This window comes from Ghiorsea bivora, from assembly GCF_000744415.1.
Taxonomy (GTDB): Bacteria; Pseudomonadota; Zetaproteobacteria; order Mariprofundales; family Mariprofundaceae; genus Ghiorsea; species Ghiorsea bivora.
In genome coordinates this window covers 114240-127628 of the sequence record NZ_JQLW01000008.1, presented here as the reverse complement: position 1 = coordinate 127628, position 13389 = coordinate 114240, and the positions used below count along the sequence as shown (strand labels likewise).

Here is a 13389-nt window from a genome sequence, read left to right as displayed (position 1 = left end):
TTATACTTTTCCCAAAGCTTCAATGCTATGAAGCAGTTGCGCATCATGTTTTTGCCAATTGTATTGATGCAAAACATCTTCACGCGTACGCATGCGCTGCTTGTCATTCAAATCATTGTCCAACATCCACAGCAATTTCTCAGCCAAAGCCAAAGGTGAAGCATTGTCCGCCAACTGATTATGCATAATGGTCGGCACCAATTCTTTATTGGCTGCAATCGGTGTCGCAAGCACAGGTGTGCCCCAAGCATTGGCCTCCAAGGTTACCAACCCAAAACCTTCCAGCCCCCGCGTCGGCACCATAAACACATCAGAAGCCAACAACCTTTTTTGCACAGCTTCTTCAGATAAAAAACCCGTAAATTCAACCATGTCAGCCACACCCAAATCATCAGCAAGCTTTTGCATGGATCCACGCAACACACCATCACCCATAACAACAAAACGTATGTCTTGACGTCTGTTTTTCACAATCGCAGCCGCTTGAATCATCAAATCCACACCTGTACGCGGCACAAGGTTACGCAATGTGCTCACCACAGGTGTATCCCAGCCCAATTCGGCACGCAGCACATCACGCTGAGCAATGTCCAAACCTTGATACGGCTCAGCAGCCCCCGCATTCACCACGAAACGCCGTGCATCCAAGCCAAAAAAGCGCTGCAATTTATGTTGCGTATATTGGCTTAACACCATCACCTGCTGAGCAGAGCGATACACCTTGGTTTCCAGTTTTCGCATCGCCGCAATCGCCACGCGATGTTTCATATTCATATCGAGTGCATGGCGTGTTTCATATTCTTCACATGCCAAAGAATGACACACCTGCAAACGCGGCAACTTACACCCCGCCTCAAGCAATGCCCACATCACAAACGGCTGCTCAGAAACCACCACATCAAATTCATCATGGTGATGTTTCCACCATTGTTTGGCAGCCAATTTCAACTCTTTAAGTCCTTGATAACCCTTATCCCCAGAAAAAGGAAAACGAAATTCCTGAATACCAAACTGCGACAATTCAATGCACACCTCAGCATCAGGTGAAGGCTGCCGCGTCAACATAGTCACCTCATATCCTGCATCCACCAGCGCCCGCAAATGATGCGATAACATCCGTTCCGCACCACCAAATACCGTCTCCGCCGACACATCCGCAACCATCAATACCCTAAAAGGGGGCAGAGCCCTTTTACTCACTTTTTTCACGTTTCGCAGGTCTCCCTCGTTTGCTTTGCCCAACTTTTTTGCCTAACACTGCTTCAATTTCTTGCTTAAATCTATCATTACCAAACGGTGTTCCCGTATGCCAAGAAGCACGAATATCAACAATATCCGTATCAATTAGGCTGCTCATTTACCTCTCAATTATGATAAAGTTGTCATGCAGACATCAAGTTTCCGTAATACAATGGTGATACCGTGTTGCAATATTATTCACACTTAGGGGCTATTTTATGTTCATTCGCTTTTGCTATTCACTGCTTGTTACGGCTGGTTTGATATGTATCACTATGGTGCCAAATCACGCTTATGCAGATGCTCTTGGTATAAAAAATACCCTTTCAACTATAGAAATCTATGCTGAAAAAATGGTGGATGCAGCCCTGAAGAAAGATGGACAGGCTCTGGAGAGTATCAATAAAAACATTCAACAAAGTATTGATGTTTTACATAATAAATTAAGTGCACAAGCTTTTGATGAAAGGCGTTCAAGAGAGTTGCTAATGGCATATTCATGGACGCGTATTATTTCCATAGATATTAAACAGCAAGCATGGATTGGTGTGGCTATAGCTGCCAATCAGCTAACCGCCTCGATGATACGCGTTACCAACTACCCTAACCTACAAAAACGAGATATAGAGTGGATGGATTATTTGGCTAGAGAAATTTTATTACTCAATATGGAAGGACCCAAGGAGAATAGAGAATTATTACGCGCTCGATATACCGATTTACAAAGCACATGGCACCGCATCAGCAACGAGCTTATCATCAATTTCCGCAATAAACCTTTGGTTTTAAAAGGAGATGCCTTAATGCTTCACATGAAGAATACAGATAACGTTGCGAACATAATCGCTACAGCAAAAAAGATATTGGTATTTGTACGCAAACTCGAAAATCTTCAAAAATGAAAAAGGGCCCTGAACAGGTGAATCCGCGAATCAAGAAAGTATCTGCCTCTTAATAGCAAACAGGGTAATTTAAAAGGATCTGAACTTCCTCCAATAAGCTGAACATTTAGAACCTCCACCCATGCTGCTGCATCCAACGGTTCATCAGCAACAAACCCCACAAAATATCCGATTTATCTTCACCCTTCTGATGCCTATCCCACTGCTCTTGCACAAACGATTCCCGCACCAAACCGCCCAAAGGTTTATCGGCAATCATAGCATGAATGTCATCCTTAAAATCAGCTTTCATCCAATGTTTGATGGGTGCCATAAAGCCTTGTTTGGGGCGATACACCATTTCTCTTGGCAAATAATCGCATGTGATTTCTTTAAGCAACACTTTCAGCTTTTCTTGCCACGGCAAACCTTCCACCTTCCAACTATCATCCAAAGTTGCCATAAATGAGAATAGCCCAGCATCCAATAATGGTGCGCGCAGCTCCAACCCATTTGCCATACTCATGCGGTCGCCCACTGCCAATAAATCATCACCTACATAATGAATCACATCATCAATCATCGCACCATTCACCACGCCATACTGTTGCATCAAACCCTGTAAACCGCTTGATATTTGCGACATATTCTGCCAAGCATGTTTTGGTTGTGATAATTGCATACCGACAAACATATCCGACCACGCTGCATCAGTGGTGGATGTCCAACGGCGATAGGCATCGGCAGGATTATCATTCAAACCTTTTAAGAACCTACGCAAACGCCCTCTCAAATTACGACTAGACGCGCTATCACCCAAGCTTTCCAATAGTTTTAGTGCCATGCTCCGCGCTGGTAAACCCTGCAATTTCTCATGCCACTTTAAGCCCAAATAGCGGGGGTAACCACCAAACAATTCATCACCACCCACACCCGATAATGCCACATCCACATGTTTCTTGGCTTCTCGGCTAATCAAATAGGTGGGCAAAGCTGCGGAATTGGTGACAGGCATATCAAATGCGCTTGCCAAATCGTCCAAGGCTTGGTGCGCCGTAGCATTCACTTCCAATGTTTGATGCGTCGTACCCAAATGGTCTGCCACTTGTTGCGCATACACACTTTCATCATAATCCTTGGGGGCATCCATAAACCGCACACAAAAACTATGCACATCCTGCCCTGCATCTTGTTTGAGCACGCCTGCAATCAAAGATGAGTCCACACCACCTGATAAAAACACACCCAAAGGTTTATCCGATACCGTTTTGGCGGTGATAGATTGAACCAACATAGATTTTACTTCGGGTTTGATTTCATCGGCAGTCAAATCTTGGGGTTGATCGGGTTCAGGCAAAAAGAAATAGCGGCGAATTTGCAACGGTTGCCCAGCTCTTGCAATCGCATAACAGCCCGCAGGAATTTGTGAAACTTCCTCATACATACTTTGCGGTGCTTCTGCGCGCATGCGGGTTAAAATCTGATACACGCTGTTTAAATTTGGAGTAAGCGACCATTTGCCTTTCTCAAAAGCATTTTGCGATGAGGCAAAACCCAATCGCCCATCTTGCTCACACACAAACAATGGTTTTTCGCCAAATACATCCCTAGCAACCAAACAAATCTGCTCGCGTTTATCCCACAATACGATAGAAAACATACCTTCAAGTAAATTGAATACACCCAAACCAAAACGGCGGTACAAATGAGGAATCACTTCCGTATCCGAATCCGATTGAAAGGTCACACCATCTGCTTCAAGCTTTTCTCTTAAAACTTTGTAATTGTAAATACAGCCATTAAACACCACCACCACATCATCAATTTGCATGGGCTGATTGCCCCGCGCATCAGGGCCGATAATGGCAAGCCTATGATGAATAGCTGAAAAATCAGACGACATAAACTCGCCTTGCCCATCAGGACCGCGCGCAGCCACAGCCGCAGCCATTGCCTTTAATTCTACGGCATCCGTTTTGCCCAATATGCTTACAAAGCCACACATATCAGCGTATTACAGGCAAGACTTGCCTCGCCCAACAGCGATGCAGTTCAAGCCATGTTGTGCCAATTCTTCTTGTACATAAAGGTTTCGCGCATCAAAAATGTCTGTGCCATGCATCAAGTCTGCAATGCTTGCCCAATCGGGTTCGCGGAACATTAACCATTCGGTGAGCACCACCAAGATGTCCGCATCTTTGCATGTTGCTTCGGGTGAATCTTGATATGTAATTTGATTGCCCCAAATATGTTTGGCTTCTTCGGCTGCGGCAGGGTCACATGCTGTCACTTTCACACCTGCATCAAGCAGCGCATCAATCACATCAATGCTTGGCGCTTCGCGCATGTCATCTGTGCCAGGTTTGAATGCCAAGCCCCACACAGCAACTTGTTTCACATCCTTAGCTTTTACCACGTTTAACAAACGCGCAATAAACCATTGTCGCTGAATTTTATTGGCTTGCCAAGCTGCTGAAACCACAGGCAAGTCCACACCATACTTCTCACCCGTTGCCAGTAGTGCTTGTACATCTTTGGGGAAACATGAACCCCCATAACCAATACCTGCATACAAAAAGTGCGAACCAATGCGTTCATCGGCACCAATGCCACGGCGAATGCTTTCAATATCACCATCCACCACATCACACAAACGCGATAAATCATTCATGAATGAAATGCGCGTGGCTAACATACAGTTGGCAGCATATTTGGTCAGCTCCGCAGAACGTCTGTCCATCATAATCATGCGGTCACGATTGCGATTAAAGGCGGCATACATGCGCTTGAGTTTTTTCTCACTGGCAACATCTTCAACGCCCACAATAATGCGATCTGGCTTTAAGAAATCACCCACGGCATTACCTTCGCGTAAAAACTCAGGGTTAAACGCCACCAAAGCCGATACGCCGCGCCCTTGCATCACTTGATTCACTTCTTCTGCAACAGCATCTGTCGTGCCCACGGGAACGGTTGATTTCACCACCACCAAACAACCATCAGGCATATGTTTCGCCGCAGTGGTTGCGGCTGCAATCACATATTGCAAATCTGCCGAACCATCTTCATCGGGCGGTGTACCTACGGCAATAAACACGGCATCTGCATCGGCACACACCGAATAATCCGTAGTAAAAAACAATCGCCCTTGCTCACGGTTTTTTAAGACCAATTTATCCAAGCCCGGCTCATAAATCGGGATGCCACCATCATTGAGCATATCCACTTTGTTAGCATTAATATCAATACCAACCACATGATGCCCCACTTCCGCCATGCAAGCCGCTGTCACCAGCCCTACATAACCACTACCCACCACACAAAGCTTCATTTAACGCTCCTTTTTCTGACATAACATGCCAAGGTTGGTTGTGGTCGAAAAACGAAAGGGAAGCTTGTCCATGATAGGGTCAAGCATGATAATCATGCCCGATAGAAACCTATGCCTATCAAAAAATGGGCTGCCAAAAAGCATAGGGCCACGCACATGTTTGACCACAGGCAAGCCCACTTGTTTAAACCAATCACGCCATACAGGAAATGGATGAACCGAGACATGCCCAAAACCGACTTGTGCTGTTAGCGGCGGCGCAGACACTTCATCTTGCCCTTTCCAATACAACTTTTTAAAGCCGCCAAAGGTGATTTTATCCAAGGCATAACCTACCATTTCAGGCAAGTTTCTTGGGTTGGGTGTAGTCACCATGGCATAACCATTGGGTTTTAAAACACGCTGCATTTCAGCCAGTGCAGGCACAGGATCGGGCAAATGTTCAACGACCTCCGATGAAATTAAAATATCAATGCTGTTGTCGGCAAAAGGCAGCTTAAAAATGTCACCCGACATAAAATGGACAGGTTTTTTGCCCCGTTCTTTCACCCGATAAGCACTTCTTGACGCACCATCTGCTGCTTCACGTTGGTTTAAATCCAAACCAAACCATTGTACGTTTTCAAAATGTTCACTGGCATCATACACATCAAACAAGTTGGTGCCTGGTCCACAACCCAAATCCACCACACGTTTGACTTGGTTTTGATCCGACTTTGCCAAAATATCATGCACCGTTTTGCCCAACATGATTTGGCGAAGTTTCCAAAAATAGAAAATATGTGTCCAAGAGCGTGAAAAAAACTTCTCCGACTGCGCCCAATCTTTATTACCCTTATCTTGTTGTTCCATCATGCTTTTTTACCCCTTTCTGTGAACCAGCCCCGCACAAACCCCACTGCATACCATGTTTGGCAAATCACCCACAACCATTGCCCTGAAAACAGGCTTTTCAGCATACGAAATGGATAACGCAAAATGCGTTTCCACAGCGGCACGCGCAAGGTAAAATCACCATGTTCAGCAGGTGTTTCAATAACCCATTCAGGCGAATGTAAATTGGCATACGCCGCTTGATAACCATTGCGATACATTTGCCCAAGCAAACCACCCCATGTTTCAGGGGGAAGGTGGTGATAAATAATATCAGGAAGCACGACCACACGAGCCCCAGCCTCACGAAACACCTGCCGCAAGTATGGGTCTAGCCCGCGTGGGATGACTTCGTTCTCACCACCAACTTCACGAAACAAATCAGCGCGCATGATAAGACATGGATGCTCTGCCAAATCGGAATCCACAATTTCAGACACCGGCTGCCAACTGCGTCTAGGCACTTGTGTCATCACTCGTTTCACAAAAGGTGTCGCCCAATCAGGCACAGTATTATTGCCACCTGCCATGCCAATATCAGGGTGTTCATCCATGGCTTTTATCATTTTACTGAATGTTTGTGGGTCTGGCAGCGAAGAATCATCATCCACCGTCAATACATATTTACCCTTGGCTTTGGCAATCGCAATATTGATGCCGCGTCCTTGGCGTTTATCACCCTTAATCACAACCAATTCAAAGTCCTGCATATCTTGCTGGGTAAGCGATTGCATCAGTTTAACGAAATAACCACCACGGTCTGCATCAGCAGTCGGGATAATCACCGACAACACAGGTTTTTCATTTTCCGCAGGCACAAACCAACATACACCCGTTGGATTATCATCATTGCGATAACGCACCCAATCCCGTGCAAACTTACCATTCAAATCAGGTTTGAACCATTCCGCTTTAGCAAACAGTTCTTCAAAATCACGTTTCATAATAGTCCTTATACCATGCCACAAATTGATTGATTCCCGTTTGCAACGTTGTGTCTGGTTTAAAATTTACATCTTGCATCAAATCTTGCACATCCGCATACGTCGTAGGCACATCACCTGCTTGCATAGGCAAATAATTTTTCTCAGCTTTTTTGCCCATGGCTTGTTCAATGGCAGTTATGAAATCTTCCAAGGTTTCAGGCGAATGATTGCCGATATTATAAATCTTATAATCATGTTTGGGTGTTTGCTCAGTTAACCGCGTTACAGCTTCCACCACATCATCAATATAAGTGAAATCCCGCTGCATTTTGCCATGATTATATACATCAATGCTTTGATTCTCAGCAATGGCTTTAGTAAACTTAAAATACGCCATATCAGGGCGACCCCAAGGACCGTAAACGGTAAAAAATCGTAGCCCTGTCACCTTAAAATCATACAGATGGGCATAAGCATGCGCCATCAGTTCGTTAGACTTTTTGGTGGCTGCATACAAAGAAATTGGGTTATCTACCCTATCTTCTACCGCAAAAGGTACTTTTTTATTCTCGCCATACACCGATGAGGATGAAGCAAACAACAAGTGCCCAATCTTACCCTGCCTACAACCTTCCAACACATGCAAAAAACCCACCAAATTACTATCTGCATACGCATGAGGATGGTCGATGGAATAACGCACACCAGCTTGTGCAGCAAGGTTAATCACCACATCAAAATCATTTTCTGCAAACAAGGTTTCCATGCCCGCTCTGTCTGCCAAGTCTAGTTTGATAAAGGTAAAATCCGATGCATCACCAAACCATTGCAGTCTATCGTGTTTAAGTTGTACATCGTAATAATCATTCAGGTTGTCTATACCCACAACCGTATGCCCTGTCCGCAACAAAGCTTGGCTGACATGCGCACCAATAAAACCAGCCGCACCTGTAACTAAAATCTTCATACCCAAAACCTTAGCAGTTCACCGAACATGACTACAGTTTTTCTTTCACCTTAGCCCGCAATTGCTCAATTGGTCGTTCAATAGCAATCACAAGCAGCCATGCCGCCAAAAATACAAAAGGAATCGTGACCCACATCAGCAGTATATCTGGACGTTGAATATCTATACCCCAAGCTTGAAGAACCACCAATACCACCAGTGCCACTTGGTAATGCATAAGATAAATAGGGTAACTAAAATCACCCCATGAACTATCTGCTTTTTTGCTTAACAAAGGTAAAGATTTATAGTTGGATAAGACCAATAACATCAACGCACATAATAAAATATTGGTATAAAAAAACAGTTCATGCGAACGGGTAAGCAAATAACCCACATACCAATTGATAAACATCAAAAATAATATCAATACGGGCAAATAACCCGCCAAAGTTTCTTGTTTGCCAAACAGTTTCTGCAACAAGTCATTGCGATAAAAATACAAAACTGAACCCAAAGCAAAAGGAAGCGAGGCTGCGAATACAGAAAAGTACCTATCCCAGCCCAAAAACTGCGCCACAATATGATAAACCACACTCACACCAAGCCAAAACAGTGTTATTTTCACATGTTTTGATAAACCCAAAGCAATAAGCACATAAAAACAAAGCTCCACCGTTAATGCCCATGCTGGTGGGGTTAACCTTGCTGTTTCAAGGTTTGGAAACAATAAAAAGACGTTTTTAACAATATCTTGCCATGTTTGCGGAAATATCATTTCTTTGTGATACGCCGACATATATGACTCACCCAACCAAACAAACAAAAGCAAACTCAAACCAATCGACAGCCAATACAATGGATAAATACGCAAAAACCGGTTGAATAAATACGCCGTTACACCTTGCAAACTATAACCATACGTTCGCTGCATAATCATGGTCATCAAATAACCACTGAGCATATAAAAACCATACACCGCATAATTCCCCAACCAAGGGATGCCACCAATATGCAAGGCAACCACCATGAGCGCCAAAAATGTGCGATAAAACCCAAACATGCTTTAGCCTTTGACCCAACCCTTTGGATACCCAGAATCACCCATGGCAATCATTGCTTGGATTTCATCGGCATACTGCTGCTGCAAATGTAGGCGAACTTTTTCAGGCATCACTTTACCCACACCTTTACCCACAATGCTGTTCACTTTTTCACTTTGCGGCATGGATAAACCCAAATAATGCGTCACATCTTGCATAAAACCATCAGGGTTCTCTTGAAGCTGGTCAAAATATGCGATATGCATACCTGGGAAATACTTTTTCCAGCGTCCAATCGCTTCAGGGTATGGTGTCCATTCCCGATAAATCGCATCAAGCACCGCAATCCACTCTTCTTCCTGCACATCTTCAAACTTGCGCCCTGCATGATTGCAACCCAACATCAACGCCTTAGACCATGCCCGCGCAATAGGATTGCGCACAAACAATAGAATCTTCACATCGGGGTGAGATTGCGCCAACTGCTGTATGCGTGACTCAGGAATATCATAATAATTGGGGGTCACATCACCCGTCAACTTACCTGAATCATGGTCAAACAAACCATCATACCAAACAAATGTGTGTTTGCGAAACATATAATACAACACCCATCGGTATGCCTGCCACGCCGAGAAATAACCCGTTTTTCTACCCAATAAAAGTTTTACTGTGCTACGCAATAAAATACGGCGTAGTTCTTTGTAATGCCAATGTGAGCTAAAAAATAACGTGGATATGCTATGAGCAGGCACAGTGTTACCTTCATTCAAAAAACGTAATTCTTTATAGGGTGGCAGCCATACATCAGGATGGGTTTCCAATACACGAAACAACCAAGTGGTTGCCGTTTTTTCAGGGCCAATACAAATAAAGTCGGGTTTCACTGCTTTCGCTCCAATAAACTAGTATACAAACCTTCAAAACGCTGCACTTGTTTATCCCATGAAAAATCAAGCGCATATACACGGTTATCATCACACAATCGGTTGTTTGCCAACATTATTAACATGGCTTGTGTCAAAGCTCGCACATCGTCTGCTGCGACCAGTGCCACATCATCATTGCTCGGCAAGACTTCGGGGATACCACCCACCTTGCTTGCCACAATAGGTAATCCATGTGCCATGGCTTCAAGCAAAACAATGCCAAAAGGCTCTTCCCTGCTTGGCAGTACAAACAAGTCCGCCGCTTCCATCAAAGCATGCACTTGGGCTTGCGATACAAAACCCAAAAACTTCACATTTTCCTGCAAACCAAGTGTTACCACTATTTGCTTCAATGTTTTTTCTAAGCTTCCAATACCTGCTATCCACAGCTTTGCCTTGGGATTTTCAGCCACAATAGCCACCCACGCCTTGAGCAATACATCTTGCCCTTTAAAATCTTCCAAACGTGCCACATTGAGCACCAATTTGGCATCATCTTGCAGCCCATATTGTTGTCTCAGTTGTGCTCTGCTTTGTGATAATGCGGGTAGCGTAAAAGCATGGGGCATCAGCGATACGGGTACATCAACAATATCTAAAATGGCTTGTTTCAAGTTTTGTGTTACTGCCAAACATCGTGTAGGCAAACGACAGCCCCAACGAATTTCCGTTTTCTTTTGCCACCAACTTGCTTGGTACACATCATAACCTTGGGCATAACAAATACTCGCCACCCCAAACACACGCCCCGCCACACCTGCCAACAAACCACAGGATACAGCTTGCCCTTGAATCACATCAGGTTGAAAGGCTTTGGCATGTTGAAGCGTTTGCATCAAACGCCACAACCAACCCAAGCCACGCAAGGGGATTTTTTTACACCACACCAATTGATAATCATGGGCTGCAATAGCCTGTTGTTTTTCAGGCGGGCAAGGTGTGGTCACCAACACACAAACATTATGCCCTCGTCCACTTAAATGCTCTGCCAACGCTTTGGTTGCCATGGCTGTGCCTGCAATTTTCTCAGGTGGAAACTCATTGACCACCAACATCACTCTCATGCTAGCAACCCTTTGGCAGCCTTGTGCACCGCTGTCACATCAATCGCATCAGGATTCTCACCCCGTAATATGTGTACACTATCCACATCATAATCCAAATATTCAGGCTCAGCATCATGACGCGGACAAATCACCACCACAGGTGTTTGCACCGCAACAGCCAAATGAAATGGCCCTGAATCATGCCCAATCAATAAGGGGGCTTGAGCAATCACGGCTGCCATCTCACCCATACTGGTTTTGCCGATGAGGTTTAATGTTTTCGGCACTTCATCACACAAGTTTTGTCCAACTTCTGCTTCGCTTTCCACACCCAATAACACAGGCGTGAAACCATCTTGAACCAATTGCTGTGTAAGTTTCACAAAGGATGCAACCGACCATAACTTATCTTCCAAAGCCAAGCGGCGACCACCCATATGCAAACAAAACCAAGGTTTTTCAACCACTGCGCATAACCATTCACTTGCCGCTTGTTTTTCGTCTTCAATGATTGGGAAACGGGTTTGCTTATCACAACTTATATCGGCTTGTTGCAATAATTGCTGATAACTTTGTGTATAATGTTGGGTTGGCACGATGTTTTCAGGCAAAGACACATCCAACAACGAGCCTTGAATATCATTAGGCTGAAAACCCAAGCTTAGCGCAGGTTTCAAATGTGCCATCACCTGCCACTCCACCATCCACCAATCCAGCAGCTTGGGTCTGTGCAGATTGACCAATACTTCAACCTTTTGCCTATCCATGGCAGCAACACATGTATTCAAAGCATAACGCACCTGTTTCTTCTCCAATGTGCGAGTATCAAAATCATACACTGGAAACGGGTTTACACTTTGCACTTGCGGCAAACGCAATAAAAAGTCTGCAAACTGCGGGTGAGAACACCACACATGAATATCAGCATCAGGAAACTTGTTCGCCAAAGCTATAAGCACTGGGGTTGCCAGCAACATATCGCCCAAACCACCAAATTGCCAAACGACAATGTTTTTCACCTGCGTGGGCATGGTTTGTGGCTGATGTTTTTTGGCAAGTTTTTTCATCAACCTGCGAATAAAAAATAGTTTGATTTTAGCCAACATACGCATCCCACCAAGCTTGAAACTTTTGTTCTACTGCCTGCCAATCAAGTGCTTGTTTTGCAAACACCTGAGCTTGCTGCGCGTAACTTCTTCTCTGTTCTGGTGATCTGATAAGTGTTGCCAATGCAGCTTGTAATGCGTCCACATCACCCGCATTGACCAACAGCCCCGTTTCTTCATGTTGCACCACTTCGGGAATAGCCCCCGCAGTTGTTGCCACCACGGGCAACCCAACATACATGGCTTCTAAAAATACAATGCCATAACCTTCCCAGTAAGAAGGCAGCACAAATATATCTGCATCGGCATACAAATGCGCCAAATCCGCATTGCTCACCCTGCCATGCAGCTTCACCTTATCTTGTAAACCGTGTTTTTTTATCATCGTTTGTAATTGTTGATTGGTTTCAGGCTCTGCCGATGTGCTACCCACTATATGTAACTGCCATATTTCTTTGACATGCAAACTCACCACTGCCTGCAGCAAATCCAACACACCTTTGGCGCGTGTAATATGCCCAACAAACAACAAAGACACATCGCTGACTGAAGCCTTATGTTTCACTGTGCTATTCGGCGGGGTAAAACCGGGTGGAATAATGGAAATAGGAATATCTTTGTTCGATTCTGTGCTTAAATATGCCTGAATTTGTGTTTTACTGCTTTGACTCACCGTCAAAATTCGATTTGCCGCTTGAATCAGTGTTTTTTCTGCTGTTTTTAGTCGCTCATCCTGCTCCAACTCACCGCGCAAATGATGTACCATCAATAAGATATGACGTGAGGTATGTTTTGCCCAAAACTGAAGATATGGTGCAGCCCAAACATCAATCAACACATCACCCGAGGTTCGCCAAAGCTGAAAGCTTAAACGTACACTTCGCCACATATGCGCCAACCGCCATAATACAGGCAATCGCAACAAGGCATCACTGATAACATCCGACCATGTAAGCTGCTGCACATCTAAACCCGCCGCTTTTGCCGCCTCAATCAATCGCGCATCATATTGCTCGCCACCTGTGCGCCCATCTTGAATATCACCAACAATAGCAACCAACGAAGGCAT

Annotated in this window: 13 protein-coding genes; 1 reads left to right on the top strand and 12 read right to left on the bottom strand. The window is 44.6% G+C overall.

Annotation, left to right across the window (positions count from 1 at the left end):
• On the bottom strand, nt 1–1209 hold the full coding sequence (locus DM09_RS06520; RefSeq protein ID WP_157753634.1) for a glycosyltransferase family 4 protein: 1209 nt from the start codon (nt 1207–1209) through the stop codon (nt 1–3).
• Nucleotides 1193–1357 carry a hypothetical protein gene (locus DM09_RS11585; RefSeq protein ID WP_157753632.1) on the bottom strand — a complete coding sequence of 55 codons (165 nt, stop codon included), beginning with the start codon at nt 1355–1357 and terminating at the stop codon, nt 1193–1195. The genes DM09_RS06520 and DM09_RS11585 overlap by 17 nt, the downstream gene beginning before the upstream one ends.
• A gap of 100 nt (nt 1358–1457) precedes the next feature.
• Here DM09_RS11585 and DM09_RS06515 point away from each other — a divergent pair, with 100 nt between their 5' ends.
• Entirely contained in the window at nt 1458–2141 is a 684-nt protein-coding gene (locus DM09_RS06515; RefSeq protein ID WP_038248878.1) for a hypothetical protein, read from the top strand.
• 106 nt (nt 2142–2247) lie between these two features.
• Here DM09_RS06515 and asnB read toward each other — a convergent pair whose 3' ends face one another.
• Genes asnB through DM09_RS11095 form a run of 10 tightly spaced genes read right to left on the bottom strand, consistent with a single transcriptional unit; the run spans nt 2248 to nt 13389 of the window.
• Complete coding sequence (asnB, locus tag DM09_RS06510; protein WP_038248875.1) at nt 2248–4125, bottom strand: asparagine synthase (glutamine-hydrolyzing); 1878 nt, start codon at nt 4123–4125, stop codon at nt 2248–2250.
• A gap of 9 nt (nt 4126–4134) precedes the next feature.
• Entirely contained in the window at nt 4135–5451 is a 1317-nt protein-coding gene (locus DM09_RS06505; protein WP_038248874.1) for a UDP-glucose dehydrogenase family protein, read from the bottom strand.
• Nucleotides 5452–6306 carry a class I SAM-dependent methyltransferase gene (locus DM09_RS11100; RefSeq protein WP_051938256.1) on the bottom strand — a complete coding sequence of 285 codons (855 nt, stop codon included), beginning with the start codon at nt 6304–6306 and terminating at the stop codon, nt 5452–5454.
• Entirely contained in the window at nt 6303–7268 is a 966-nt protein-coding gene (locus DM09_RS06495) for a glycosyltransferase (RefSeq protein WP_038248872.1), read from the bottom strand. The genes DM09_RS11100 and DM09_RS06495 overlap by 4 nt, the downstream gene beginning before the upstream one ends.
• Nucleotides 7258–8217, bottom strand: coding sequence for an NAD-dependent epimerase (locus tag DM09_RS06490; protein WP_038248869.1), 960 nt, complete (start codon nt 8215–8217; stop codon nt 7258–7260). Before DM09_RS06490 ends, DM09_RS06495 begins: the two co-directional genes overlap by 11 nt.
• Before the next feature lie 31 nt (nt 8218–8248).
• Nucleotides 8249–9259, bottom strand: a complete 1011-nt coding sequence (locus tag DM09_RS06485) for an acyltransferase family protein (RefSeq protein ID WP_038248866.1) — start codon at nt 9257–9259, stop codon at nt 8249–8251.
• 3 nt (nt 9260–9262) lie between these two features.
• Complete coding sequence (locus DM09_RS06480) at nt 9263–10126, bottom strand: sulfotransferase (RefSeq protein ID WP_038248864.1); 864 nt, start codon at nt 10124–10126, stop codon at nt 9263–9265.
• Entirely contained in the window at nt 10123–11232 is a 1110-nt protein-coding gene (locus tag DM09_RS06475) for a glycosyltransferase family 4 protein (protein ID WP_038248862.1), read from the bottom strand. The genes DM09_RS06480 and DM09_RS06475 overlap by 4 nt, the downstream gene beginning before the upstream one ends.
• Nucleotides 11229–12320: a glycosyltransferase family 9 protein gene (locus DM09_RS06470; protein ID WP_038248859.1), complete on the bottom strand. Its 1092-nt coding sequence runs from the start codon at nt 12318–12320 to the stop codon at nt 11229–11231. Before DM09_RS06470 ends, DM09_RS06475 begins: the two co-directional genes overlap by 4 nt.
• Nucleotides 12310–13389, bottom strand: a complete 1080-nt coding sequence (locus DM09_RS11095) for a glycosyltransferase family 4 protein (protein ID WP_051938255.1) — start codon at nt 13387–13389, stop codon at nt 12310–12312. The genes DM09_RS06470 and DM09_RS11095 overlap by 11 nt, the downstream gene beginning before the upstream one ends.

Bases quoted from the DNA above. Each gene is read 5' to 3' on its own strand.
- DM09_RS11585 (WP_157753632.1), bottom strand. From the start codon at position 1,357: ATGAGCAGCCTAATTGATACGGATATTGTTGATATTCGTGCTTCTTGG.
- DM09_RS06515 (WP_038248878.1), top strand. From the start codon at position 1,458: ATGTTCATTCGCTTTTGCTATTCACTGCTTGTTACGGCTGGTTTGATA.
- asnB (WP_038248875.1), bottom strand. From the start codon at position 4,125: ATGTGTGGCTTTGTAAGCATATTGGGCAAAACGGATGCCGTAGAATTA.
- DM09_RS06505 (WP_038248874.1), bottom strand. From the start codon at position 5,451: ATGAAGCTTTGTGTGGTGGGTAGTGGTTATGTAGGGCTGGTGACAGCG.
- DM09_RS11100 (WP_051938256.1), bottom strand. From the start codon at position 6,306: ATGATGGAACAACAAGATAAGGGTAATAAAGATTGGGCGCAGTCGGAG.
- DM09_RS06495 (WP_038248872.1), bottom strand. From the start codon at position 7,268: ATGAAACGTGATTTTGAAGAACTGTTTGCTAAAGCGGAATGGTTCAAA.
- DM09_RS06490 (WP_038248869.1), bottom strand. From the start codon at position 8,217: ATGAAGATTTTAGTTACAGGTGCGGCTGGTTTTATTGGTGCGCATGTC.
- DM09_RS06485 (WP_038248866.1), bottom strand. From the start codon at position 9,259: ATGTTTGGGTTTTATCGCACATTTTTGGCGCTCATGGTGGTTGCCTTG.
- DM09_RS06475 (WP_038248862.1), bottom strand. From the start codon at position 11,232: ATGAGAGTGATGTTGGTGGTCAATGAGTTTCCACCTGAGAAAATTGCA.
- DM09_RS06470 (WP_038248859.1), bottom strand. From the start codon at position 12,320: ATGTTGGCTAAAATCAAACTATTTTTTATTCGCAGGTTGATGAAAAAA.
- DM09_RS11095 (WP_051938255.1), bottom strand. From the start codon at position 13,389: ATGCCTTCGTTGGTTGCTATTGTTGGTGATATTCAAGATGGGCGCACA.